Annotated in this window: 24 protein-coding genes and 5 pseudogenes; 13 read left to right on the plus strand and 16 right to left on the minus strand. The window is 74.7% G+C overall.

Annotated features, from left to right (window positions below; translation table 11 throughout):
- Positions 1–117 precede the first annotated feature (117 nt).
- The 6 genes and pseudogenes from OG286_RS06830 to OG286_RS06855 all read left to right on the plus strand — a co-directional run bounded on the left by OG286_RS06830 (position 118) and on the right by OG286_RS06855 (position 6131).
- Complete coding sequence (locus tag OG286_RS06830) at positions 118–1389, plus strand: glycosyltransferase family 4 protein (protein ID WP_396322478.1); 1272 nt, start codon at positions 118–120, stop codon at positions 1387–1389.
- Positions 1386–2687, plus strand: coding sequence for a glycosyltransferase (locus tag OG286_RS06835; protein WP_396322479.1), 1302 nt, complete (start codon positions 1386–1388; stop codon positions 2685–2687). Before OG286_RS06830 ends, OG286_RS06835 begins: the two co-directional genes overlap by 4 nt.
- A 179-nt stretch (positions 2688–2866) precedes the next feature.
- Positions 2867–3310 (plus strand): annotated as a pseudogene (locus tag OG286_RS06840) (SGNH/GDSL hydrolase family protein); the annotation flags it as partial.
- Positions 3311–3796: 486 nt separating this feature from the next.
- Complete coding sequence (locus OG286_RS06845; protein ID WP_396322597.1) at positions 3797–4339, plus strand: MOSC domain-containing protein; 543 nt, start codon at positions 3797–3799, stop codon at positions 4337–4339.
- A 108-nt stretch (positions 4340–4447) separates the two neighbouring features.
- On the plus strand, positions 4448–5572 hold the full coding sequence (locus OG286_RS06850; RefSeq protein ID WP_396322480.1) for an NUDIX hydrolase: 1125 nt from the start codon (positions 4448–4450) through the stop codon (positions 5570–5572).
- 127 nt (positions 5573–5699) lie between these two features.
- Positions 5700–6131 carry a DUF6188 family protein gene (locus OG286_RS06855; protein ID WP_396322481.1) on the plus strand — a complete coding sequence of 144 codons (432 nt, stop codon included), beginning with the start codon at positions 5700–5702 and terminating at the stop codon, positions 6129–6131.
- A 221-nt stretch (positions 6132–6352) separates the two neighbouring features.
- Here OG286_RS06855 and OG286_RS06860 read toward each other — a convergent pair whose 3' ends face one another.
- The 4 genes from OG286_RS06860 to OG286_RS06875 form a co-directional block, all read right to left on the minus strand.
- Complete coding sequence (locus OG286_RS06860) at positions 6353–6727, minus strand: hypothetical protein (protein ID WP_396322482.1); 375 nt, start codon at positions 6725–6727, stop codon at positions 6353–6355.
- Between the two features lie 187 nt (positions 6728–6914).
- Positions 6915–7301 (minus strand): roadblock/LC7 domain-containing protein, encoded by a 387-nt coding sequence (locus tag OG286_RS06865; protein WP_396322483.1) that lies wholly within the window; start codon positions 7299–7301, stop codon positions 6915–6917.
- 82 nt (positions 7302–7383) lie between these two features.
- Positions 7384–8574 carry a hypothetical protein gene (locus tag OG286_RS06870; protein WP_405362685.1) on the minus strand — a complete coding sequence of 397 codons (1191 nt, stop codon included), beginning with the start codon at positions 8572–8574 and terminating at the stop codon, positions 7384–7386.
- Positions 8575–8692: 118 nt separating this feature from the next.
- Positions 8693–9076 (minus strand): hypothetical protein, encoded by a 384-nt coding sequence (locus tag OG286_RS06875; protein ID WP_396322485.1) that lies wholly within the window; start codon positions 9074–9076, stop codon positions 8693–8695.
- A gap of 1085 nt (positions 9077–10161) precedes the next feature.
- Between OG286_RS06875 and OG286_RS06880 the strand changes: the two genes are divergently transcribed.
- Positions 10162–10293 (plus strand): hypothetical protein, encoded by a 132-nt coding sequence (locus OG286_RS06880; RefSeq protein WP_396322486.1) that lies wholly within the window; start codon positions 10162–10164, stop codon positions 10291–10293.
- 112 nt (positions 10294–10405) lie between these two features.
- Here OG286_RS06880 and OG286_RS06885 read toward each other — a convergent pair whose 3' ends face one another.
- The 4 genes and pseudogenes from OG286_RS06885 to OG286_RS06900 form a co-directional block, all read right to left on the minus strand.
- Entirely contained in the window at positions 10406–11722 is a 1317-nt protein-coding gene (locus OG286_RS06885; protein ID WP_396322487.1) for an MFS transporter, read from the minus strand.
- Positions 11719–12258, minus strand: a complete 540-nt coding sequence (locus OG286_RS06890) for an ArsR/SmtB family transcription factor (RefSeq protein WP_396322488.1) — start codon at positions 12256–12258, stop codon at positions 11719–11721. Before OG286_RS06890 ends, OG286_RS06885 begins: the two co-directional genes overlap by 4 nt.
- A gap of 140 nt (positions 12259–12398) precedes the next feature.
- Positions 12399–12488 (minus strand): annotated as a pseudogene (locus tag OG286_RS06895) (dihydrofolate reductase); the annotation flags it as partial.
- A gap of 69 nt (positions 12489–12557) precedes the next feature.
- The gene (locus OG286_RS06900) at positions 12558–13154 is read right to left on the minus strand and encodes a CGNR zinc finger domain-containing protein (protein ID WP_396322489.1); all 597 of its coding nucleotides are present in this window, start codon (positions 13152–13154) and stop codon (positions 12558–12560) included.
- Positions 13155–13165: 11 nt separating this feature from the next.
- Here OG286_RS06900 and OG286_RS06905 point away from each other — a divergent pair, with 11 nt between their 5' ends.
- Complete coding sequence (locus tag OG286_RS06905; protein WP_396322490.1) at positions 13166–14395, plus strand: MFS transporter; 1230 nt, start codon at positions 13166–13168, stop codon at positions 14393–14395.
- Positions 14396–14412: 17 nt separating this feature from the next.
- On the opposite strand, the pseudogene OG286_RS06910 reads toward OG286_RS06905, so the two are convergent.
- A pseudogene (locus tag OG286_RS06910) lies at positions 14413–14594 on the minus strand (dihydrofolate reductase); the annotation flags it as partial.
- Between the two features lie 221 nt (positions 14595–14815).
- Here OG286_RS06910 and OG286_RS06915 point away from each other — a divergent pair.
- Together OG286_RS06915 and OG286_RS06920 are read left to right on the plus strand one after the other, a co-directional pair.
- On the plus strand, positions 14816–15457 hold the full coding sequence (locus tag OG286_RS06915) for an alpha-ketoglutarate-dependent dioxygenase AlkB (RefSeq protein ID WP_396322491.1): 642 nt from the start codon (positions 14816–14818) through the stop codon (positions 15455–15457).
- A gap of 90 nt (positions 15458–15547) precedes the next feature.
- Positions 15548–16429 (plus strand): VOC family protein, encoded by an 882-nt coding sequence (locus OG286_RS06920; protein ID WP_396322492.1) that lies wholly within the window; start codon positions 15548–15550, stop codon positions 16427–16429.
- Positions 16430–16538: 109 nt separating this feature from the next.
- Here the strand turns inward: OG286_RS06920 and OG286_RS06925 are convergent, their stop codons facing one another.
- Together OG286_RS06925 and OG286_RS06930 are read right to left on the minus strand one after the other, a co-directional pair.
- Positions 16539–17069 carry a nucleotidyltransferase domain-containing protein gene (locus OG286_RS06925; RefSeq protein ID WP_396322493.1) on the minus strand — a complete coding sequence of 177 codons (531 nt, stop codon included), beginning with the start codon at positions 17067–17069 and terminating at the stop codon, positions 16539–16541.
- A 135-nt stretch (positions 17070–17204) separates the two neighbouring features.
- Positions 17205–17570, minus strand: a pseudogene (locus tag OG286_RS06930) (carbohydrate ABC transporter permease); the annotation flags it as partial.
- A gap of 515 nt (positions 17571–18085) precedes the next feature.
- On the opposite strand from OG286_RS06930, the gene OG286_RS06935 reads away from it, so the two are divergent.
- A complete protein-coding gene (locus tag OG286_RS06935) occupies positions 18086–18808 on the plus strand; it encodes an alpha/beta hydrolase (protein ID WP_396322494.1) in 723 nt (240 codons plus the stop codon).
- Positions 18809–18813: 5 nt separating this feature from the next.
- On the opposite strand, the gene OG286_RS06940 is transcribed toward OG286_RS06935, so the two are convergent.
- From OG286_RS06940 to OG286_RS06960, 5 genes and pseudogenes are all read right to left on the minus strand, one after another.
- A complete protein-coding gene (locus OG286_RS06940; protein WP_405362680.1) occupies positions 18814–19200 on the minus strand; it encodes a hypothetical protein in 387 nt (128 codons plus the stop codon).
- 8 nt (positions 19201–19208) lie between these two features.
- Positions 19209–19775 carry a universal stress protein gene (locus OG286_RS06945; protein WP_396322496.1) on the minus strand — a complete coding sequence of 189 codons (567 nt, stop codon included), beginning with the start codon at positions 19773–19775 and terminating at the stop codon, positions 19209–19211.
- 128 nt (positions 19776–19903) lie between these two features.
- Positions 19904–20380: a hypothetical protein gene (locus tag OG286_RS06950; protein ID WP_405362678.1), complete on the minus strand. Its 477-nt coding sequence runs from the start codon at positions 20378–20380 to the stop codon at positions 19904–19906.
- A 90-nt stretch (positions 20381–20470) separates the two neighbouring features.
- A pseudogene (locus OG286_RS06955) lies at positions 20471–20764 on the minus strand (helix-turn-helix domain-containing protein); the annotation flags it as partial.
- Positions 20765–20911: 147 nt separating this feature from the next.
- On the minus strand, positions 20912–21538 hold the full coding sequence (locus tag OG286_RS06960; RefSeq protein ID WP_396322498.1) for a GyrI-like domain-containing protein: 627 nt from the start codon (positions 21536–21538) through the stop codon (positions 20912–20914).
- 167 nt (positions 21539–21705) lie between these two features.
- Here OG286_RS06960 and OG286_RS06965 point away from each other — a divergent pair, with 167 nt between their 5' ends.
- Both OG286_RS06965 and OG286_RS06970 read left to right on the plus strand, forming a co-directional pair.
- Entirely contained in the window at positions 21706–22425 is a 720-nt protein-coding gene (locus OG286_RS06965) for a hypothetical protein (protein ID WP_405362676.1), read from the plus strand.
- Positions 22425–23213, plus strand: coding sequence for a DNA alkylation repair protein (locus tag OG286_RS06970; RefSeq protein WP_405362674.1), 789 nt, complete (start codon positions 22425–22427; stop codon positions 23211–23213). The genes OG286_RS06965 and OG286_RS06970 overlap by 1 nt, the downstream gene beginning before the upstream one ends.
- Positions 23214–23238 lie beyond the last annotated feature (25 nt).

The raw sequence follows: 23238 nt of genomic DNA on the forward strand, positions 1-23238 counted from the left end.
GGTGACGGCGGGGTGAGGGCGGGAACGCGGGTCGGCGGGACAAATCGCCGACCCGCGTTCGTTTGTACGACAGATCCCTTTGGCCGCCTGCACGCCGGCCCCGGACACAACTCAGGCATGCGCGTCGCCATCGTCACCGAATCCTTCCCTCCCGAGGTCAACGGAGTCGCCCACAGCGTGCTGCGGACGGCCGAGCATCTGGTCCGCCGGGGCCACCAGCCACTCGTCATCACCCCGGCGCCCGCGCGTGGCGCCGACTGCCCGCCGCACACCTTCGGGGCCGGCCCGACCGCCGCCGAACTGCCGGTCGTCCGGATCCCCTCCGTCCCGCTGCCCGGGTACCCGCAGGTGCGGATCGCCCTGCCCAGCCGGCAGCTCACCGCCGCCATCGCCGGGCACCGGCCCGACCTCGTCCACCTGGCCGGCCCATTCGTGCTCGGCGCGCGCGGCGTGCAGGTAGCCGACCGGCTCGGCGTCCCCGCCGTCGCCGTCTACCAGACCGACCTCGCCGGCTACGCGCACGCCTACCGGGCCGGGCGCGGGCTCGGCGAGGCCGCCGCCTGGCACCGGATCCGCACCATCCACCGGGCCGCCGCCCGCACCCTCGCGCCGTCCACCCCGGCGGCGCAGGACCTCACGGCGCACGGCGTGCCCCGGGTCCAGCTCTGGCCGCGCGGGGTCGACTCGGCCCGGTTCCACCCGCGCCACCGCGACGAGGCGCTGCACCGGGCACTCGCCCCCGGCGGGGAGGTGCTGGTCGGCTACGTCGGGCGGCTCGCGCCGGAGAAGCGGGTCGACCTGCTGGCCGCCACGTCGGCGCTGCCCGGGGTCCGGGTGGTGGTCATCGGCGACGGGCCGTCCGCCGCCGGGCTCAAGGCCGCGATGCCCGGCGCGGTCTTCCTCGGCCGCCGGACCGGCGACGAACTCGCCCGCTGCTTCGCCACCCTGGACGTATTCGTGCACACCGGTCCGCTGGAGACCTTCTGCCAGACCATCCAGGAGGCGATGGCCAGTGGCGTCGCGGTGGTCGGCCCCGCCGCCGGCGGCCCGCTGGACCTCGTCGCCCACCACCGCACCGGTCTGCTGGTACCGCCCCGGGACGGCGCCGCGGTCGCCCGGGCGGTCGGGACGCTGGCCGCCGACGCCGGTCTGCGGGGACGCTACGGGCGCGCCGGGCGGGCGGAGGTCACCGCCCGCACCTGGGAGGCGGTCGGGGACCTGCTGCTGCGGCACTACGCGGAGGTGCTGGCGGAGCACCGTGGGGTCGCCGTCGCCGCGGATGCCGCCCCGGTCGCCCCGGTCGCGCCGACGGCGGCCGTCCCGGCGGTGAACGCCCCGGCAGTGGACGCGGCGGTGGACGCCTCGATGGCGCAGGAGCTGTCGGCATGACCGGGCACGGGGGCCCGCTGCGGATCGTCCGGGTGGCGAACTTCGTCACCCCGGTCTCCGGCGGGCTGCGGACCGCCCTGCGTCACCTCGGCGCCGGCTACCGGGCCGCCGGGCACGTCCCGGTACTCGTCGTGCCCGGCGAGCACCGCAGCGAGGAGGAGACCGAGCAGGGCCTGGTCGTCACCCTGCCCGGGCCCGTCCTGCCGGGCAGCGGCGGGTACCGGCTGCTCACCGACCGGCGGGCCGTCGCCCACGAGCTGACCCGGCTCACGCCCGACCGGCTGGAGGTCTCCGACCGCACCACCCTGCGCTGGACCGGCGGCTGGGCGCGGCGGCACGGCATCCGCTCGGTCATGGTGTCGCACGAGAGCGCCGCCGGGGTGCTCCGCACCTGGGGCCTGCCCGCCCCGCTCGCCGGCGCCGCCGCCGACCGGCTCAACGCCCGGACTGCACGGGCGTACGACACCGTGGTCTGCACGACGGACTGGGCGGCGGCCGAGTTCCGGCGCCTGGGCGTACGGAACCTGGCGCGCGCACCGCTCGGTGTGGACCTCGCCGGGATGCGGCCGCCGGCCGACGGGGACCGGGCGCAGGAGCGGGCGCGGTACGCGCAGCCGGGGCAGGTGCTGCTGGTGCTCTGCTCGCGGCTCTCCGCCGAGAAGCACCCCGAGCGGGCGGTCGACGCCCTGGCCGAACTGCGCGCGAGCCGGGTGCCGGCCGTCCTCGTGGTGGCCGGCACCGGACCGCTCCGCTCGCGACTGGCCGCCCGGGCCGCCCGGCTGCGGCTGCCCGTGCACTTCCTCGGGCACGTCGGCGGGCGCGACGCCCTCGCCCGGCTGCTCGGCTGCGCCGACGTGGTCCTCGCACCGGGGCCGGTGGAGACCTTCGGCCTCGCCGCGATGGAGGCACTCGCCTGCGGCACACCGGTGGCGGTCAGCCGCTCCTCGGCGCTCCCCGGGCTGGTCGGGCCGGCCGGGGTGGCCGCGGAGGACACCGGCGCGGGCTTCGCGGAGGCGGTCCGTGTGCTCCTCGCCCGCCCCGAGGCCGCCCGCCGCGGCGCGGCCCGCGCGCAGGCGGAGCAGTACGGCTGGCCCGCGGCCGTCGCCGCCTTCCTCGCCGCCCACGGCGCGGGGGCGGCAGGGACGGGCGGAGGCTCCGGGGGCACGGGCGAAGGCGGGGGCGGCGGTGCCGGGGCGGCGTCCCGGGCGAGCGAGGGCAACCGGCAGCGCACAGGACGTCGGACGGGCCGACTTCCTGCTCCGGCGGCGAGGGACGGGGAATCGGGAGGCAGGCAGTGAGCACGGCGGTGGTCGGGGACGAGGGTGGCGGGACGGCCCCGGGCGGGACGGCCCCGGGCGGGACACTCCCGGGCGGCACGCTCCCGGGCGGGGTGCGAGGAGCAGGCGAGCGGCGGGCGGCCGGGCCGGTGCGGTTCGTGGCGCTCGGGGACTCGCTCACGGAGGGGGTCGGCGACCCGGTGGCCGGCGGGTGGCGGGGCTGGGCGGCCTTGCTCGCACGGTCGTTGGCGCCGGCCGGGGTCGGCGTCGAGTTCACCAACCTGGCGCGGAGCGGGGCGCTCAGCACCGATCTGACGACGGAACAGCTGCCCGCCGCGCTGGCGCTGCGTCCGGCGGTGGCGGCCGTCGTGGTCGGGGGCAACGACACCCTGCGCGCCGGGTTCGAGATCGGCCGCACCACGCGGGAGTTGGACACCACTCTCGGTGAACTTTCCCGCAGCGGCGCGCTGGTGCTCACCGCGTGCCTGCCCGACCCGGGCACGCTGCTGCGGCTGCCACAGCCCCTCGCCCGTCCGCTGGCCCGCCGGATGCGCGCGGTGAACACGGTGGTGCACGCCCTCTCCGTGCGCCACCGAACGGTCCACCTGCACATCGCCGAGCTGCCGTGGACGGCGCAGCGGCAGCTGCTGAGCGTGGACCGGCTCCACCCCAGCGCCGAGGGGCATCATGTGATCGCCCACGGTTTCCACGACCTGCTCGCCGCCGCCGGCCGCCCGCTCGGCCCGGCCCCCGCCGCCGAACCCGCCGAGCCGCCGCCGGGCGCGCTGGCCGACCTCTGGTGGATGGCGACCCGCGGCACCCGCTGGGTCGCCGACCGCAGCACCGATCTGCTCCCGGGTCTGCTCGCGCTGGCCGCCGTCGAGGGCTTCGCCCGGCTCCGCGGGGCCACCGGCCGCCAGGACGAGCGGATGGCCCGCGCGGCGGAGGCGGCGCTCGCCTCGATCGGGCGGGCCGGGGCGGGCGACCCGCTGCCGGGGGCCCGGGGCTACGCTCCTGACGGGGTACGGCCACGAACAGAGGCGGCGCCACGAACGGCGCCACGAACAGTGGCAGCACCACGAACAGAGGCAGCGCCGCGAACGGCGCCACGAACGGAGGGGACCGCCGAAATGAGCGGAACGGTCACAGCAGTCAGCAGCAACGGCGAGTACTCGTTCACCAAGCCCAACCGGGCCGCCATCACCCTGATCACCGGGCTCGGGGTGGAGGGGGACGTCCATGCCGGGGTCACGGTCAAGCACCGCTCGCGGGTCGCCCAGGACCCGACCCAGCCGAACCTCCGGCAGGTCCACCTCATCCACGAGGAGCTCTTCGCCGAGGTCGGCGCGGCGGGGTTCGGCGTGCGGGCCGGCGATCTGGGCGAGAACGTCACCACCCGGGGCATCGACCTGCTCGGCCTGCCGACCGGGGCGCTGCTGCGGATCGGCGGCGAGGCGGTCGTCGAGGTCACCGGGCTGCGCAATCCGTGCCTGCAGATCGACAACTTCCAGGCCGGGCTGCTGAAGCAGGTCGTCGGCCGGGACGAGGCCGGGAACGTCGTGCGCAAGGCCGGCATCATGGGCGTCGTGCGGGCCGGCGGCACGGTGCGGCCCGGCGACGCGATCGCCGTGGAGCTGCCGGAGGGGCCGCACCGGCCGCTCGAACGGGTCTGACCCCTGGTTCGATCCCCGGGGGTGGCGGGGAACCGTTGAGATGGGCGGGGGTGTCGTGGTGGGCAGGCGGGCGGGGGTCCGCCCGGTTCGGTGGAGGGACTTGCTGTGGTGACGTCACCGCCTTCGGGCAGCCAGGACGGTCGTGCGGGGCGCGAGTTGCTGGCCGCAGCCGGGGTGCTGTTCCCGGACGGGCAGGGCCGGGTACTGGTGGTCCGGCTGCCCTACGACCGGAAGCATCCGCTGGCCATCTCGGGCGGCGGCTGGGAGCCGGAGGACCTCTCACCACGCCGGACGGCCGTCCGGGAGATCGCGGAGGAGCTGGGGTTCACACCCAGGCTCGGGCCGCTCGCCTGCATCGACTGGACGCTCGACGACTTCCGGCCGCCGATCGCCGCGCACCTCTACTGGGCCGAACCGCTCACCCCGGAGGAGTGCGCCGCCTTCACGCCGGACACCGCGGAGGTCGGCGGCTGGGCGTGGCTGACGCCCGAGCAGGCGGCTCACGCGCTGCCGCCCCGGCTCTCCCGCCGGGTGAGCGCCTGCCTGCGGGCGCCGCGCGAGGCCTGGCCGCTGGAGCTGGAGGACGGCCGGCCCGCCGGGCACACCCTCGACCATCTGGCGGCCGTGCCGGCGCCCGCGTACACCGGGCCGGCGGGGGTCACGCTCACCGGCACGCCCGACCTGCCCCAGGCCGAGCCCGCCGCTCCCCCGCTGGACCGGGAGACGTACATCGCCACCCGCCCCCGGATCCGGGCGAAGGCGCGCACGCTGTTCACCGACGCGGCCGGGCGGGTGCTGCTGGTACGGCTGCGGCCCTGGGCCGGCCCGGGCGGCGAGGAGCCGTACTGGGTACTGCCCGGCGGCGGCATCGAGGCGGACCGGGAGCTGCCCCGGGCGGCGGCCCGCCGGGAGGTGCGCGAGGAGCTGGGCTGGGAGTGCGAACCGGGCCGGCTGCTGGCCCTCGACTGGCTGCCCGGGAGGGACGCGGACCCGGCGAGCCGGCGGGACACGGCCGTACTGGTCTACGTCTTCGACGGTGGGACGGTAACAGAGGAGCGGCTCGCCTCGATCACGATGGCCGAGGACGAACTGGTCGAGTGGCGGCTCTGCGACCCGGCCGAGGCGCGGGCCCTGCTGTCCGCCTCGTCGTGGGACCGTACGGCGGCCGCGCTCGCCGCCCGCACCCGCCCGGGCGGCCCGGCCGAACTGGTCGGCGGCCGACCGGCGGACTGACGGCCGGGCGGACCGGCGGCGAGCGGGCGGCCGGCGGCGAGCGGCCGGCGGACCGACCGCAGGCTGACGGCCCTGCGGGCAGGCCGCTCCGCCGGACCGAACGGAGTTCCTGGTCCACACTGGGCCCATGCAGAACGCGATCGGGAAGGTACTGGCCGGACGCCGGGTCGAGGCGGTCAGCGGCGGCGGCCGGCTCGACATCACGCTCGACGGACCGGTGACCGTCCGGGTGGCGCACGAATTCGTGTTCGCGGTGCCGTCCGAGGTGGACCACTTCTTCCCCGCCCTGACCTTCCGCCCGTCCGGGACGCTGCTCGGCCTGGTGGGCCGGACGGTCGGTGCCGCCCGGGTGACCATGGCGGGCGGGCTGGAGCTGGCCTTCGACGGTGACGCCGTGCTGTCCGTGCCGCCGCACGCGCAGGTCGCGCCGTGGAGCGTGCTCACGCCCGACGGCGCCGTCTGCGCGGGACTGGCAGGCGGCGAGGTGGCGTGGGCGGAGGAGCCGGCGGGGCAGGAGGGGCGGGAGGGGCCGGAGGGCCTGGCGGCATCGGACGGGTGAGCCGGTCCGTCCGGGGCGGTGGGCTGCGCTGCCGAGAACACCGCCCACGCCCGGGCCCTGCCCAGGACTTGGCGCCGCTCAGGATCTGGCACCGCCCGGACCTCGGCGCTGCCCGGGCCCGGGCGTTGTCACCGACCGTCCGGACGGACCCCGCGCCGCGCGACGCGGGGTCCCTCCACCGGACACGGCTCCCCGGTGCGGGAGCCCCCGGCCTCGCGGCGTCAGACCTCCAGGTCGGCCTCGATCTTCGTGAGCTGGTGCCGGGCCATCGCCAGGTTGGCGCGGCTCTTGTCCAGCGCGAGGTAGAGGAAGAGGCCCTTGCCGCTGCGGCCGGTGAGCGGGCGGATCAGGTGGTACTGGCTGCTGAGGGTGATGAGGATGTCCTCGATGCCGTCCTGCAGCCCGAGCATGTCCATCGTGCGCATCTTGGCCCGGACCACGTCGGTGTTCCCTGCGGCGGCGACGTTGAGGTCGAGGCCGCCGGGGCCGTCGAGGGTGGCGAGGGCCATCCCGCTGTTGTAGTCGACGAGGGCGGCACCGAGGGCGCCTTCGATCACGGTCATGGTCTGCTTGAGCGCGCCGGCTGCGTCGGTCATGGCGGTGTCTCCAGTTCGTTCGGAAGATCGGAAGATCAGAAGGGCCGGAAGGGTCGGAAGGGTCGGAAAAGGTCGGTGGGTCCAGGTCACTGGATCCGGGTCACCGGAGCCACGTCACCGGGTCCGGCCCGGTGGGATCCAGGTCGGCGGGGTGAGGGCGGCCCTTGGGAGGGGTCGTCGGAGGGGCTTACGGAGGGTCCTTCGGGGTCAGCGCGTCGTTGAGGAGGCCGGCGATCCGCCGGGCGGAGCGTCGGGCCTCCAGGTGCAGGCGGCCGACGTTCACGTCCGGGTGCGCCAGCAGGGTCAGCACGCAGCTGCCGCCGGCCGCGTAGGTGGCGACGTACCCGTGCTCGCCGCGGACCAGCGACTCACGGAACTCGCCCTGGCCGGTGGTGTCGGCGAGCCGCTGGGCCAGGCCGAGTGAGGCGGCGGTCATCGCGGCCAGGCCGGTGGGCTCGGTCCCGTGGGTGTCGTGCGCGACCAACAGGCCGTCCACGCTGGCCACCAGGCCGCCCGCGAGGTGCGGGACCCGGTGCTTGAGGGCACGCAGTTCGGCCAACAGGTCCGTCTCCAAGGCGATCAGTTGTCTCCTTCCGACACGCTGCTTGAGCGCCCGCCTCATGACCGTGAGAGCGGGGTCGCGGGCGGAGAGTGGTTCAAAGTCGGGCCTCCAGAAGGATTCGGACCCGGGTCAGCAGCGCGATGTCCGGGTCGGGGACGGTCAGCGGGTGGGCCGCTGCCGGGCCCGGCGGGTGGACCGGGGCCGGCGGGTGGGCCAGGGGCGGGGCGTGGACCAGGGCCGTGGACGGGCGGTGGTGGGCGGAGCGGGCGGCGCCCGCCGGGAGCAGCGCGGCCAGGGCCGCGCCGGGCACACGGCGGTGCAGGCCGGGCACTGGACCGGGCCGCGGTTCGGATTGCGGGCCGGGCCGCGCTCCGGCCCGCGGCTCGGACTGCGGCTCGGACTGCGGCGCGGGCCTCGCTCCGGGCTGCGGGCCCGGCCTCGGCTCGGGCTGCGGGCCGGGCCGCGCGCCACCGGAGGTACCCGCGGCCATGGCGCGGCCGGCGGCGGCCGCCGCCCAGGCGGCGTGGCGCGGGGCGCCGCGGACCGGAGTGGCCAGCAGCCCGGCGGCCGCGAGGCGGCGGACGTCGGCCGTGGTGGCGAAGGCCGAGCGGCCGAGCAGCCGGGCCAGCTCCGCCGGGGTTCTTCGCCCGTCCGCGTGGTCGAGCAGTTCGCGCTGGCGGCGGCTGGGCGGACAGGGCCGGCCCCCGACGCGGGTGCCCGGGGCGGCGCAGCGCTCCTGGGCGCCACCCGGACGGACCGGTCCGACCGTGTCCGCCGGGCGGACCGGCGTGGTGTCGAGCTGTGGCCAGGGCCAGATCCGCTCGAGCAGCCGGTGCCGGCGCTCCACCTCCCGCCGCAGCCGCCGGGCGCTCACCGCCGCGACCGGGCCGAGCCAGTGCCGTACGCCCGGCTCGAAGGACCACGGGCCTGCCGGGGTGCCCGTGGCGCCGAGGACGAAGAACGCGGCGTCATAGAGGACGCCGAGCTGGCAGACCTCCAACTCGCCCCGGGTGAGGAGCCGTTGTTCGACCAGGGCGCCGCCGACCCGGCCGTGCGGGCCGAAGGAGCGGACGGCCTCCTGCCAGGCCTCGCGGGTGATCCGGCCGCAGCGGGTGAGCAGGGTCGCCAGGTCGGGCGCGCGGTCGGACTCGGCGTGCACCACCAGGCCGTCGGCGAGGTGGAGCGTGCCGGTGGGGCCGCGCAGCACACCCGTCGCGCGCTCTCCGGCCAGCTGTTCGACAACAGCGAAGGCCCCGCCGGTGGCCATGGCGTCGACGTCGTTCACGCCGGCCGCCCGGGGGCTGCGGCGGGCCCGGTACCGCGGCCCGCTGGCCGAAACGCGACGCCGCGGGCGGGAGCGGCACCGGGTTGTCCCGGCAGGGCGTTCGTCATCGGCGTACCAGTCATCCCAGCACCAGTTCCTCCGCGAGGGCCTGGAGCCGGTAGCGGGCCGCGGCGAGGTTGCCCTCGGTCCGGTCCAGCCAGAGGTGCAGGACGAGCGGGCTGTCGAAGACGGTGTCAATGAAGCAGATCAGGTGGTAACTGCGGCCCGCAGTGACGATGATGTCCTGTAACGGCACCCGGCGATCCTCCGCCGCGGTGAAGGTCTCGCTCTCAACAGCCGCGCGTACCAAGTCGGTTGCCTCGGCAGCCGAGGTTTCGTGGTCGCCGGCGGGGCTGACGCCGACGCTGCCGAGGGCGAGTCCGCTGCTCCAGTCGATGAGGCTGGCCGCGCGGGCCCCGGCGATCGCCATGGCCCCGGACAGGCATTCGTCGATCCCCGGCACTCGGGCTCCTTCGGGCGGTTGGGCAGCCGGGCGCGCTGGGCCGGCGCCGGCCGGACCGCCACGACGAGTGGCGGGTTCGACACGGAAGGCTACTGGCCGATTCCGTATGACGAACATTCCAATGGCATATTCACACCACAAGGGGCTGATTTCAGCCAAGCTATGACGGCTCATCAGCTCGGACCGGCTGCCCAAACGCGCTGGCGAGAGCCACCCGCTGCCCGACCTCGCGACACCAACCAGCGGCCCACCTGGAGTGGGACCTTGGCCGGTTGTCGGCCACGAGGAAGAGTTCCGGCCACGGACTGCGATAAGACCGATCCGTCGACAGCACCGCCGGACGCCGTGGCCGGGGCGGGCGGCGTCGCCGCTTCGCACCCGCCTGCCTGGGCGCCGCGTCGCAGAGGGAATCCGGCGCGCGGCCGGAACCGTCGGCAAGGGCCGGCGGCGGTACGGGCGGGACGGACGGCGCACGTGTTGACGGCGCTGAGGCGGCGCGCTCAGGGCGTTCGTCGCCGCCGGACGGGGCGCGGCGCGTGAGGTCAGGTCCACTCGGCACCGTGGGGAACGACGAGGGGGCCGTTCCGGTACGGAACGGCCCCCTCGGGGTGGAGCGCCAGGCCCGGGTTGAACGGACTCTTCCTACTGAAAGTAGGACGTGCTCCGGTAGCACCTCTGACGCCTGTCCGAGAGATCATTTCCTCTCGACGGGAAGAACATTAGCAGGACATCACGCCTGCTCAGAAATCGAACCTGTGGGGTGGGGCGAGGGACCTGGAGGTCGGACACGGGGCCCGCCGGTCGGACACGGGGCCCGCCGGTCGGGCACGGGGGAGCCTGCGCCGCGAAGCCGTCGAAGTCCGCCGGTCGTGGCCCTGGGCTCACCGAGTGGCCCACGCCAACACCTCGTTCGTCCGCCTGACCCGCCGCGCATCCTGCAAGCAGCCGTACGACGACACCCACCCCGCGAGCGCCCCTGCCCGCGCTGCACCCGCCCCCTGATCCGCGGGGGCTCCGCCGTCGAGGCGCCACGCCGCCGCGACACCGCCGCCTGGCGGACCCTGTCCGTCCTGCTCGACGCCGGCGTGCGCTTCCACAAGAACCGCTGCGGCGGCTACCGCCCCCGCACCCTCGGCGAGGTCCGCGAGCGGATGGCCTTCGCCCGCCGCACGGGCGAGCCGTTCGCCGAGGCGCTCGTCCGCCGCGACCTCCCGTAGGGCCTCGCCGCGCGGCCTCGAAGTCCCCGGAGCCCACGGGGAACCCGGACCGTGGGACGAGCGGACGCGCCACCCGATGCTCCAGGCCGAGGCGAGGAACGCCGAGCTGGGCTCAGCACTGGCTCAACGACCTCGCGGAGCCCTCAATGACACCCTCCTGAACGGGCCCCCCGGATTTCGCGTGATCTGGATCATCGGCCGGGGCAGCGGCACGCAGCGCCGCCTCGACCTGGCGGTTGCTGGTCATGGTCGACGTGACGGCGGTCATGGTGAGGAGGAGGCCGGCGGCGGTGTAGAGCGGGGTGCGCACGCCGTACGTGGTGGCCAGCCAGCCGCCGAGGAAGGCGCCGAACGGGGCGGCGCACATGGCGAGCATGCGGGAGGTGGAGGCGACCCGGCCCATCAGGTGGGCGGGGACGATCGCCTGTCGGAGGGAGGGGCCGAGCACCATCGTGGCGCCCATGCCCGCCCCGCAGACGGCGAGCGCGAGGCCGGCGACGTACGGGTTCGGGGCGACGGCAAGGCCCAGGATGGCGAGTCCCTCGACTGCGGCCGTGCAGGTGAGTGCGGTGCCGGTGCCGAGTCGCCGGCCGAGGAAGGAGGCGATGCCCGCGCCGAGCAGACCGCCGGTGGCCTCCGCCGTGAGGAGCAGGCCGAAGCCGAAGGTGCCGACGCCGAGGCGATCGTGCGCGAAGAGGGCGAGTACGGTCTCCACGGCAAGGAAGGCGATGTTCCCGACCGCCGGACGCAGCGCGAGCCCGAGCAGCAGCCGATCACGGAATACGTACGAGGCGCCGGCCCGCGCCTGCCGCAACAGCGACTCACGGGCCTGCGGTACGGGCCGGGGTGCGGCAGGCAGCGACCTTACGAGCAGTGCGGAGAGCGCGAACGACACCGCGTCGGCGAGCAGCGGAACCGCCCGCCCGAGTGCGAGCAGGGCGCTGCCCGCGGGCGGCCCCGCAAAGCCGGACGCGGCGGTCTGGGCGCCGCGCAGACGGGAGTTGGCGCGCTCCAGGAGCGCGGGGTCGCGGCCGAGCAGATCCGGCAGGTAGGCCGTCGCGGCCGTGTCGAAGAAGAGTCCGCCGAGGCCGAGCAGGAAGGCGACGGCCGCGAGCAGCGGAATGCTCAGCACGTCGAGCGCGGCCGCTGCCGCCGGTATCGCGAGCAGCACCGCACGCGCCGCGTCCATGACCCACATCGTGCGCCGACGGTCCCAACGATCCACCAGCGCACCGCCGACCACCCCGAAGAGCAGCCACGGCAGCGTTCCGGTGGCCGTGACGACGGCGAGCGCCATCGGATCCCGCGTCAACGTCAACGCGAGCAGCGGCAGCGCGGCATGCGACACCCCGTCACCGAGCGAGGACACTGTCTGCGCGGTCCACAGCCGTCCGAACCCGGTCGGCAACTTCCGAACGTCTGACGTCACTTGGCGTCCCCTTCGGGCTGCTGGCGCGGTGTCGGGTGGAACAGTGCGAAGACGAGTGACGCGTCCGGCAGCGACGGATCGGACAGCTCCCGGTACTCGTCGGCCAGTGCCTGCAGCCGCGCCCCCAGCTCCGCGAACTGCTCCTCGGTGAGCCGCAGATGCGCCATCCGGACGTGCCGCTCACCATCCACCGGCGCTGCCTCCAGGTCCGCCACCGCATGCCGCATCAGCACATCCGGCTCTCCCTCGCCCCGATCCGGCAGCACGATCGCCCGTGCGGCCATGGCGTAGTACCGCTCGGTGACCCCCCGGACCTTCCGCGTTCGTACCACCTTCACCAGGCCGGCCCGTTCGAGCAGCCGTACGTGATAGCTGGAACTGCCCTTCGCAAGGCCCACGCGCTCGGCGATCTGCGTGATCGTCGCGGGCTCGAAGCGGAGCACGGCCATGATCCGGTGACGCGTGAGATTGGAAACGGCGCGTAGCTGCTCGTCAGTGGTGACGTGGAACGTCCCGGGAAGATCATCGGTAGGCATGTCCCTAATGGTCAACACTTCTTGACCATTAGGCAAGGGGTTTTGCCCAGACTTCTGGAATCGGCTGTCCAGCACGTGCGGCCTTCGCTCCTGCACTCTCCTTCCCGACCTCGCTCGACCGCTGCGGTCGCATCCTCCAAGACCACGTCGAAGTGCCCGCGGCCGAGGACGACGGCGCCCGAGCGGGCGGTCCCCTCGCGCAGGAGCCGCCGGTCGCCGGGGTCGTCGGTGACCCGTCGCAGTGAAGATTGAGTGATTCTCATCGAAGGTTGAGCGATGTTGCGCTTGGCTTTGGCGCCCTATTTGGCTTCGCTCGGCTGCTCGGCAGAGCGGGAGCGTCGATGCGCTGCGACTCGTTCGCGGGTCGCGCATCGGCGGGAGCAGTAGCGACGCTCCGGGCCGCTGCCCTGGGTGATGAAGACGTTCTGGCAGGTGGGGGATGCGCAGATCCTGCCGGGCGGACGTTGGCGGTCCCAGACGAGAACGGTCAGGGCCATGCAGGACGAGGCGAGAAGCCACTCGTCCCAGGGGGCGTTGTCATCGCTGTCGAGGTGGGGGTGCCAGGGAGTGCTGCCGCTGTGTGAGGTCAGGCGGAGCGGTCCGGTGTGGTCCGTCAAGAGCTGGTTGAGGGTGGCTGCGGCGCCATCGGCGTGCTCGGCGGCGAAGACTTGCCGCAGCAGGGAGGCAGCTGCCTGCATCTCTGCGATATCGCGGGTGGTGAGGTCGACGGGGTCGGTCTCGCCGTATGCGCGGAGCACGTCGGCGACATCAGTCGGGTCGGGGCAGCCACCAGCAAGGACGTTGATCAGGGCGGCGGTGCGCCGGGCTGTGGTCAGCACGGAGTGCCGGGTGGACCAATCGTCGCTGTGGAATGACACCTGTGGAATGTAACGCATCTTGCGGAGGTTTGAGTTACTTCCGTAACGTCCTGCCGATGGGAAAGCGTTACTCACTCCGCTTCTATCTCGTCGGAGCAGTGGCAGCCCGTGCCGGGGACGAGATGTCAGGACCGGCGCTGATGCTGACAGCATTTGCTTTGACCGGATCGACCATCGCCGCGTCGTCGCTGCTCGCGGCCATCACGATCTCTGCCGCGGTAGGGGGGCCGATACTCGGGGCGCTCCTCGACAGAGCGGATCGGCCGGGACGCATGCTGGCTGGGGCCCTCGTCCTGTATGCGGTGGGGCTGGGGATAATCCTTGGGGGCCTCGGCCGATGGCCGTTCGCTGTCACGATCTTGATCGCAGCGGTGACAGGGCTGCTGGGGCCAGCCCTGTCGGGGGGATGGACGGCCCAACTTCCGCGTGTAGTGGAGGGTGGCCAACTGCCCCGGGCGAATGCGCTCGATGCCATGACGTTCAATATGGCGAGTCTGGCCGGTCCGGCTCTCGCTGGCGGCGTGGCAGAGGCGCTGGGCGCCCCGATGGCCGTGGTGGTCTCTGTGGTGCTCATCGCCTTGGCGCTGCCCGCCGCGTGGATGCTGCCCTCCCGTCTCGGTCGAGTGCTGGGAGTGCAGGCAACTTCGGTGACCAGCGACCTTGTTGCCGGAGTACGGGTCATCCTCGGAAGACCGTCTTTGGCCCGAGCCACTCTCACCTCGACCGTCTCCTGCATCGCCCAGGGAATGCTGATGGCATGCATCCCGCTCCTCGGCGAACGTGTTCTGGGCGGGGCCAGCCGCGGCGCGGTGCTGCTCTCCTGCGTGGCGATAGCAGCTTTGGCGGCCAACGTCGTACTCGCTGGGTTCCCGCGTGCAGTCGCCCCCGACACGATCATCTGGGCCAGTGCCCTGGTCCAGGCTGCCGCGCTGGCGTTGGCCGCGTGGGGTCAACGAGTCGTACTCATCGTGGCCGTACTCATCGTGGGCATAGGGGAAGGACCCCAACTGGCCGCCTTGTTCGCAGTCCGCCACCGGGAGGCTCCAGATCACCTGCGAGGCCAGATCTTCACCACCGGCGCCAGCCTGAAGATCACCGGATTCGCCCTGGGGGCAGCAGTTGCCGGACCAGTCGCGACTTGGTCTCTTCCAGGCACTTTGGCACTCGCAGCGAGCGTGGCGGCCCTCGCAGCACTGGTCTCCTTCGTGATCCCGTCGGCAACCGCCAACTCGCCCGAGTCCAGCACGATGTCAACTTGAGCGGTCTCCGCGAAAAGATTGTCGGAGAGCGCCCAGGTGCGCAGGGCCTCGCCGCCGGCGCCCAGACCGCTGTCCGGGCCGGCGCCAGGGCCGGTGACGAAGCCGTCGAGGAGATCGAGATGTCAGCAATGATCCGAGTCGTACCAGCGTCATACCCGGGGCAGACCTGATCCGCAGCCCGAGGCCGTCGCTCACGCACGAGGCCGGCCGGACGGACGCCGCGTGGCGTCCTCGCAGCGCACGGGGCGCCGGCTCCGACCAGACCCCCTGGCCTCGGCGAGCAGGAAGCTCACCGGCCGGCCTTCCGCCGAGAACGCTCGGCCTCAGCTGCGACGGGGCGCCTGGTGCCGGCCGGTCGCCAGGGACGCCGATGCCCCCTTAATATCGAGCATGTGTTCGATTCAGGCGTACGCTGGAGCCATGCGCAGCACCGTTCACCTCCAGCCCTCGCTGTTCGACGACGCCGGCCCGGGCGGGATCGCGCTCGGAACGCTCGCCGGGGTGCGGCGGCAGGTGCTCGGGGCCGGGGCCTGGGTGGACGTGGTGACGGGGTGGGTCACGGGGGCGGACCTGCTGTTCGAACAGCTGGCGGCGGAGGTCCCGTGGCGGGCGGAGCGGCGGGAGATGTACGAGCGGGTGGTGGAGGTGCCGCGGCTGCTCGCCTCGTACGGGGAGGGGGACGCGCCGCCGCATCCGGTGGTCGGGGCGGCGCGGGCGGCGTTGAGCGCGCACTACGCGGGGGAGCTGGGCGAGCCGTTCCGGACACTCGGCCTCTGCTACTACCGGGACGGGCGGGACAGCGTGGCCTGGCACGGGGACCGGATCGGGCGCGGGGAACGCGAGGACACCATGGTGGCGATCGTCTCGGTCGGGGAGCCGCGTGCGCTGCTGCTGCGGCCTCGCGGCGGGGGCGGACCGGTGGTGCGGCACCTGGTGGGGCACGGGGACCTGCTGGTCATGGGCGGGTCGTGCCAGCGGACCTGGGAGCACGCCGTTCCGAAGACGGCCCGGCCGGTGGGCCCGCGGATCAGCATCCAGTTCCGGCCGCGCGGAGTGGCCTGAGCGCAGCGGGGGGCACCCCGGTTACCGGGAGGTCCGGTTGCCGGAGGTCCGGGCGCGGCGGAGGCTGGCGGGAGGACCGAGGAGGACGGCATGCCGAAGGCGGGCAGGTACCGGGGGGGCGTGCCGTGCTGGGTCGAACTGGCCAGCGGGCCGGACCTGGGCCGGGCCCGGCGGTTCTACGGAGGGCTGTTCGGGTGGGAGTTCGTCGGGGCGGACGACGGCCCGGGCGAGGGCTCGGAGAACGGGCCGGAGGACGAGCCGGACGACGGTCCGGGCGGGTACACCGTGGCGACGCTGCGCGGGGCGCAGGTCGCGGGGATCGCCCGAGGGCCCGGGGGCGACGGCTCCGCCTGGCTGACCTACCTCGCGGTGGACGACGCCGACCGGGTCACCGAGGCGGTCCGGCAGGCCGGTGGACGGATCGTCCGGGAGCCGGGCGAGGTGGCCGAGTTGGGGCGCAGCGCGCTCGCGGTGGATCCGCTCGGCGCGGTCTTCGGCCTCTGGCAGGCCCGGCTGAACCCGGGGGCGGGCCTGGTCAACGAGCCGGCCACGTTCACCTGGAACGAGCACCTCTCCCCGGACCCGGACGGCGCCCGGGCGTTCTACCGCCAGGTCCTCGGGTACGAGTACGCGCGCCCGGCGGGCGACTACACGGTGTTCCGGGCCGGCGGGCAGCCGGCCGGCGGGATCGGCGGGAACCCGGGAGTGGATCCGGACGGTCCGGCGGCGCTCTGGGCGGTGTACTTCGGCACGGCGGACACCGACCGGACGGTGGAGCGGGCGGTCCGGCTCGGCGGGAGCGTGCTGGACGGGCCGGAGCCGACACCGTTCGGACGGGTGGCCGTGGTGCGGGACGACGGCGGGGCGGCGTTCACCCTGATCACCGTGCCCCAGGGCGACTCGGCGGAGCCGGCGGAGAGAGCCGAGCCGACGGATGCCGCGGAGAGGGGGGAACGGGCCGAGACGGCCTGACGCGACCGGGACGGCGCGGAGTACCGTGCTCACCGAGACCTGGGCTCGGCTGTGCTGTGCTGTGCTGTGGGCCCGACTCGACCGCGAGCCCTATGTGTTGGTCCGGCGGTCAGGAGACTCGGTCCAGCGCCGCCCGCAGCCGGGCGATGTCCGCGGCGTCCTTGGCGCGGCGCGGCCTGCGCGCGTCCCAGACCGGCATCATCTGCTTGATCTCGATCTGCGCCTCGGGGCTCACGATCGGGCACTCGACGTCGCCGAGCCGTCCGGGTGCGGCGTCCAGGAGGCCTGCCGGCCAGGGGGTGCCCGCCCAGGGGCCGCCGGCGACCAGCGCCCGGCCGTCGGGGGCGAAGTCCAGCAGGGCGAAGCTGGACTCCAAGTCGTCCTTCATGAAGTCGAGTTGCTGCTCGGGCGGCCCGGCGTCGAGCGGGCGGTAGCCGAGTTCGCGCAGGCCTGCGGCGAGGACGGGGGCGTCGGCGGCCGGGGCGAACCAGTCGATGTCCTCGTGGTCCCGGGTGAGTTCACCGAGGAAGAAGTCCATCGCCCAGCCGCCACGCAGCCAGACGCCGATGCCGAGGCGGCGGGCGAGGCCCATCGTCTCGGCGATCAGGGCGAGTTGCCCGTCGGCACGTTCCCGGTTCACGGGCGCCACATCCATGATCGGGACGCTACACCCGCCCCGCGTCCCTCGACACCGCATTAATCCCCACCCCGGCCGGCCCTGACCCTGGCCGGCCCTGGCCGGCACCTGCCATGGCCGGTCCGCGTCTGACCGCCGTCAGTCCTTGACCGCGCCCGCCAGCCCGGAGACCAGCTTGCGCTGCACCGCGATGAAGAAGATCAGCACCGGCACGGTCATCAGCGTGGACGCCGCCATGATGCCGCCCCAGTCGTTCTCGTCCGGCTTGAAGAAGACCGGCAGCGCAGAGGGGAGGGTCTGGTTCTCGGTGGCACTGATGATGAAGGTCTTGGCGAAGACGAAGTCGTTCCACGCCGCGATGAAGGAGAACACGCTTGTCGCGGCCAGGCCGGGGGCCACCAACGGGAGCAGGATCCGCCAGAGGATGCGGGTCCGGCTCGCGCCGTCGATCCGGGCGGCCTCCTCGATGGAGACCGGGACTGCGGCGACGAAGCCGCGCATCATCCCGCCGGGGCCCCTCAGCGGGCCAGGCCCCTCGGCGGGGCGCCCGCGCGGGTTTCCCGGCGGCGCCGCGAAACGCGGACGAGGCCCGGCACCTGGAACGGCACCGGACCTCGTCCGACTGTGGAGCGCCAGGCCCGGGTCGAACGGACTCTTCCTACTGAAAGTAGGACGTGCTCCGGTAGCACCACTGACGCCTGACGAGGAATGATCTCCCTCGCGACGAGAAGAACACTAGCAGGTCAGAGCCCCTGCCCCGCAACCCGCGCCGCACACCGGCCACCGGCCACCGGCCACCGGCCAGCATGCCCCGCGAACGCGGACGAGGCCCGGCACCTGGAACGGCACCGGACCTCGTCCGACTGTGGAGCGCCAGGCCCGGGTCGAACGGACTCTTCCTACTGAAAGTAGGACGTGCTCCGGTAGCACCACTGACGCCTGACGAGAGATCATCTCTCTCGCAACAGGAAGAACACTACCAGCTGACAACCCCTGCCCTGACCGGAGGCGAACCCCGTATGACCAGCAACGACCGGACCACGCACGAGACCGTCGAGTACGGCCCCGGCCGGCTCATGGACATCCACCGGCCGACCGGGAGCGCCGGCGGGCCGCTGCCGGTGGTGCTGCTCTGGCACGGCCGGGGGGCCGACGAACGGGACGCCATGCGGCCGCTGGCACGCGAGGCTGCGGAGCTGGGGCTGCTGGTGCTGGTCCCGGACTGGCGGTCGGACGAGGAGGACGGCGGCGCCGCGCACCTGCGGGCCTCGTTCGACCACGCGCGGCAGCACGCGGCCGCATACGGAGGCGACCCGGCGCGGTTCGTGCTGGCCGGGTGGTCGATGGGCGGGAAGGAGGCGGTCGCCCTGGCCACCCACCCGAGCACGCCGGCCGAGGTGCGCCCGACGGCGGCGGTCGGCATCGCCTCCAGCTACGTCCGCCCCGCCGTCACCACCGGCGAGGTGCCACTGCCGCTGCTCGCCGGCCGCCCCTCCCCCATACCGCTCTGGCTGGTGCACGGCACGCGCGACGCGTTGGTGCCGGTGGAGTGCTCGCGGGAGCTGAACACCGCCCTTTCGCAGGGCTCGCACCTTCTGGAGCTGGACTCCGACCACGCCGGGGTGGTCCTCGCGGAGTACGACCCGGCCCTCCAGCGCTGTGTGCCCGGACGGGCCGGGCACGCGGTGCGCGCCGGGCGGGCGACGGCGCGGGTGCTGGCGGAGGCGGCCGGGGTGGCCTAGCCCGGTCAGGCCGCCCGGTGCCAGCCGTCGCGGGCGTCGCGGGCGGCCGCCCGGGCGGGGCTCCGGGCTGCGGTGAGGAGGGAGAGGAGAAGCGCCGCCGCCGTGAAGAGGAGGAGGTGGCCGGCCTCGGGCGCGGGGCCGGCCCAGCCGAGGGCACCGTGGCGGTGCTCGACGAAACCGTTGTGGAAGAGCCAGGCGGCCAGGGCGATCAGCGGGGCGGCGGCCGGGCGGGAGTGGCGGCCGACGGCGGCGCAGAGCAGCGCGTAGGCGGCGAGGGCGACCCACGTCGGGCGCAGCTCCCCGAGGACGGCGAGCGCGGGCAGCAGGGCGGCGGCGGCGAGCAGGGTCACCGCGGCGGACATCGCGGCGGGGAGCCGGGAGGGCCGGGTCATGGGGGTCGTCACCGCCCGACGGCGAGCGGTCGCAGGAGGGTGTGGTGGCGTTGGAGCGCTTCGAGTTCGCGCTGCAGCGGCGGCTTGGGAACGGCGAGGACCGGGCAGGTGGCGTGCCGGACGCAGTAGGCGGTCACGGACGGGCGCAGTGCGCGGGAGAGCACGCCGCGGCCGCCGGCACCGAGGACGAGCAGGTCGCCGGGGCGGTCGGCGGAGCGGACCAGTGCCTGGCCGGTCTCGCCGCGCACGGCCTGGCTTCGCAGCCGCACACCCGCGTATCCGCCGCCGAACGCCTCGTCCAGGGCCTGCCGCAGCCGGGCGGCGGCCGCGTCGCGGCAGGCGCTGAGCAGCGGCGGGCACGGGGAGCGGCGGTAGCCGAACTCGCCGCCGGGCGGGCTCCAGCAGTGCACGGCCAGCACCTCGGCGTCGGTCCGGCGGGCCTCGGCGACGGCGCCGTGCAGGGCGGCGAGGCTGCCCAGCGAGCCGCTGACCCCGACCACGATCCGGCGGTGGCCCTCGGGTGCCTCGTGCGTGTCGAGCGCTTCGCTGTCGGCTCCGGCACCGTTGTCCGCCATGGCCCTGCCCGTCCTTCCGGCTGGTGCTGATGTGCTGTCGGCTCCAGCAAAGCCGGGCGGTGCGCGGGCCTGCCGTTCGTTGACGGAGTTCTGACGCGCGGGGCGCGGATCCGTACGCGGCCCTGACGTCAGGCGGGCGCGGGCGGGTTGCCCGGCAGGACGTAGACGTCGACGGCGACCTGCCGTTCGGGGTGCGGGGAGGAGGCGGGCGTGAACTCCAGGTAGTAGGGGAGGGGCGGGCGGCCGGTGGGGAGCAGGCCGTGGGTGCCGGCGGTGACCGCGAGGCGCAGGTAGGTGAAGGGGATCAGTTCGGGCGGGCCGGTGTGCCGCAGCGCGAGGCCGGAGGCGGCGGGGACGGTCCGGGCGGCGGCCGCGAAGTCGGCACCGGGGGCGCGGGGGACCGGGGCGCCGGGGGCGGGTGGCTCCGGACGGGTGCGGGCGTCGAGGAAGTGGCCGGGGTCGTCGACCGTGACGCCGAGCGCCTTGGTCCGGGACGGGCAGGGGAAGAGCGCCGCGCCGTGGCCGGCGCCGGTGAGCCAGTCGCGCAGGCGCTCCCAGGCGGTGGCGGTGCCGCCGGCCGGGCCGAGGTGGTCGGGGAAGGCCACCGTGCGCTCCGGGACGGCGAGCCGCCGCGGGACGGTGGCATCCGGGCCCCCGCCGTGGCGGGCGCCGCCGGCCGGGTCGGTGCGCAGGTCGCTCGGGCAGCGGCCGTGGACCGCGGTGAAGGCGCGGGTGAAGGCGGCGTGGGAGTGGTAGCCGGCGCCGAGCGCGATGCCGATGACGGCACGGTCACTGTGGAGCAGGTGGTAGGCGGCGAGCAGGAGGCGGAGCCGGCGGAGGTGGCGGTGCAGCGGTTCACCGGCCTGGTCCCGGAAGACGTGGCGCAGGTAGTCGGGCGTGGTGTTGCCCGCCCTCGCGAGGTCCTCCAGGCGGAGCTCGGCCCGGCCGTCCCGCAGTCCGGCGACGAGAAGCGGGAGCGCGCGGCGCAGGCGCTCGTCGTGGCTGGTGAGTGTCTCGGTCCTCGTGACTCCTCCTCCGGCCGAAGCCGACGAATGACCGGGCCCCTTCGGTCGATGCGATCAACATGCCACACGCCACCGACACTGCGGTCCGGACTCGCCTCCTTCTGGTGAACGTCAAGCCACCGGCTGGCGCAGGATGGTCCGCTGCCGCTCGGGGGCGGTGCGGGTCGGGTCGGTGAGGTAGATCTCGTGGTGCCGGTCGGCGGGGGCGAGCCCCTCGGCGGCCAGGTGCTCGTGCAGCAGCTTCACCGTGCGTGGCTCCTCCGCGTACGGCCCGCGGTGCAGCACCTGGATGCACCGGCCCTCGGCGAAGGACACCCGGCGCAGGCCCGCGGCCGCCTCGGCGCCGGCCTTGGCCTTCGCTTTGGCCAGGGCGGTGGCGAGTTGGGCGTCGCCGTACGGCACGGGCTGGCGGATCAGCAGTGTCCACGCCCAGTGGGTGCGGGCCTCGGGGCGGTAGGCGTCGGGGTCGGCGGGGTCGAACTCCGGGTCGTCGCTGCGCCAGAGTCCTTCGAGCGGCAGGACGGCGTAGTCGACGCCGGTCTCGGCGCGGACCGCGAACTTGAGCGTGTAGGAGGCGGCGTAGAGGGCGGCGGTCGCCGCGGCGAAGGCGGGGTCGCCCGCCGGGTCGCCGACGCCGTCGACGGCGAGGAAGTCGAGCCATGGCACGTCGACGGGCCGCGGGGCGGCCTTGGCACTGTAGAGGGCGGCGTCCGTCCGGCGGTGGTCGGTCTTGGTCATGAGGCGGCAACTTCCTGCTCTGCCAGATGGCTTGCCCGCCCGGGCGGCGGTGCGGGCCTCAACGAACCAGGGCGCGGCGGGCGGTGTCCACCCGGCACGGCGGTGCGCGGCGGAACTTGTCCAGGACGGTCAAACGCGCGGGCCCGGGAGCGGCTACCGTCCCCGGGGTGACCACCCCCGACTCCCCCAGGAACCACCTCGCCGGCCACCCCGCCCGCACGCTGACCACCTACCTGGTGCGCCCGGACCGCGCCCACCGGGCCCGGGAGGCCGTCGCACGGCACTGGCCGGCGCTGCGGGCGCACGGACTGGTGCCCGCCGAACCGGCGGTGACGTACGGCGCCGCCGGCGACTCCGGTCCGGTGCTGTACGAGCTGGTCACCTGGACGGACCGGGACGCGCCCCGGCGCGCGGCCGAGGTCGCGGAGGTCCGGGCCGTCCGACGGGAGCTGACGGCGCTCACCGAGGCACGCGCGGGCCGGCCGGCCGTGGAGCAGGCGCCCGTACAGCGGATGGCGTACTTCGAGGACGAACCGGACCTCCCCACGCCGCACGCCTACACCGGGCTGGCCCACTATCTGGTGCCGCCGGAGCAGGTGGCGGACTTCCACGGGCTGATGCGGCGCGACTGGCCCGTGCTCCGCGCGGAGCGGCTGACCACCGGGGACCGGGCCGTGGTGTACTACGGCGAGGACGACACCGGGCCGTTCTTCCTGGAGGTCGTCCGCTGGTACCGCCGGGAGGGGCCGGGGATCGCGTACCGCAACGAGCGGGTCGGCGCGGTCTGGCAGGAGGTCTACCGCCGGACCGAACCGCGCGGGGCCCGCCCGGCCTGCGAGTACCTTTGGGCTGCGGAACTGAAGTTTCCTTACCACGAGGTGAGTTGATGGCACACCTGGGAGACCCCAGCCGGGCGCCGGAGCCGGCCGCGGTGGTGGCTGGGCGGCTGCGGGCCGCACTGGAGGACAGTGCCGTGCCGGGCCGGGCGGAGGCCGAGCGGGCGTACCTGAAGAGCGGGCTGGACCACCTCGGGGTGCCGGTGCCGGCGATGCGGGCGCTGGTCCGGAACACCCTGCGGGCCGCGCCCGGGCTGGACCGGGCCGGGGTGCTGGAGCTCGCCGAGGAGCTGTGGGCACCGCCGGTGCACGAGTCCCGCTCCTGCGCGCTGCTGCTCCTGGAGTACCGCGCCGAACTCCTCCTCCCGGAGGACACCGCCTTTCTGGAGCGCCTGCTGCGGGAGTGCGCGACCTGGGCGCACGTCGACCTGCTCGCGTCCAAGGTGGCCGGCGCACTGCTGCTGCGGGCACCGGATACGGCGGCGGACTTCCTGCGCTGGAGCCGCGACGAGGAACAGTGGGTGCGGCGCGGCGGAGTGCTCACGTACGTCCTCGCGCTTCGCGACCCGGGCGAATTCCCACACCACTTCGAGGAGTTCACCGCACTCGCCGATCCGCTGCTGACCGACCCCCGGTTCTTCGTCCGCAAGGCGGTGGGCTGGACGCTGCGCGAGGGGGTCAAACACCACCCCGCCGAGGTCACCGGCTGGCTGGGGCGGCGGCTGGACCGGGTCTCCGGGCTCACCCTGCGCGAGGCGATCCGGCCGGTGGACGAGCCGGCCGCGGGCCGGCTGCTGGCGGCCCACCGCGAACTGCACGGACGCCGCCCGCGGGGGTGAGGCCGTCGGGCCTCGGGGCGGGTCG

Source organism: Kitasatospora sp. NBC_00039, from assembly GCF_045160625.1.
Classification (GTDB): Bacteria; Actinomycetota; Actinomycetes; order Streptomycetales; family Streptomycetaceae; genus Kitasatospora.

Excerpts from the sequence above, each read along its gene's own strand:
- OG286_RS06960 (WP_396322498.1), bottom strand. The coding sequence starts at position 21,538 with ATGACCAAGACCGACCACCGCCGGACGGACGCCGCCCTCTACAGTGCC.
- OG286_RS06845 (WP_396322597.1), top strand. The coding sequence starts at position 3,797 with ATGAGCGGAACGGTCACAGCAGTCAGCAGCAACGGCGAGTACTCGTTC.
- OG286_RS06855 (WP_396322481.1), top strand. The coding sequence starts at position 5,700 with ATGCAGAACGCGATCGGGAAGGTACTGGCCGGACGCCGGGTCGAGGCG.
- OG286_RS06920 (WP_396322492.1), top strand. The coding sequence starts at position 15,548 with ATGCCGAAGGCGGGCAGGTACCGGGGGGGCGTGCCGTGCTGGGTCGAA.
- OG286_RS06860 (WP_396322482.1), bottom strand. The coding sequence starts at position 6,727 with ATGACCGACGCAGCCGGCGCGCTCAAGCAGACCATGACCGTGATCGAA.
- OG286_RS06970 (WP_405362674.1), top strand. The coding sequence starts at position 22,425 with ATGGCACACCTGGGAGACCCCAGCCGGGCGCCGGAGCCGGCCGCGGTG.
- OG286_RS06945 (WP_396322496.1), bottom strand. The coding sequence starts at position 19,775 with ATGGCGGACAACGGTGCCGGAGCCGACAGCGAAGCGCTCGACACGCAC.
- OG286_RS06835 (WP_396322479.1), top strand. The coding sequence starts at position 1,386 with ATGACCGGGCACGGGGGCCCGCTGCGGATCGTCCGGGTGGCGAACTTC.
- OG286_RS06890 (WP_396322488.1), bottom strand. The coding sequence starts at position 12,258 with ATGCCTACCGATGATCTTCCCGGGACGTTCCACGTCACCACTGACGAG.
- OG286_RS06915 (WP_396322491.1), top strand. The coding sequence starts at position 14,816 with ATGCGCAGCACCGTTCACCTCCAGCCCTCGCTGTTCGACGACGCCGGC.
- OG286_RS06900 (WP_396322489.1), bottom strand. The coding sequence starts at position 13,154 with ATGCGTTACATTCCACAGGTGTCATTCCACAGCGACGATTGGTCCACC.
- OG286_RS06940 (WP_405362680.1), bottom strand. The coding sequence starts at position 19,200 with ATGACCCGGCCCTCCCGGCTCCCCGCCGCGATGTCCGCCGCGGTGACC.
- OG286_RS06935 (WP_396322494.1), top strand. The coding sequence starts at position 18,086 with ATGACCAGCAACGACCGGACCACGCACGAGACCGTCGAGTACGGCCCC.
- OG286_RS06830 (WP_396322478.1), top strand. The coding sequence starts at position 118 with ATGCGCGTCGCCATCGTCACCGAATCCTTCCCTCCCGAGGTCAACGGA.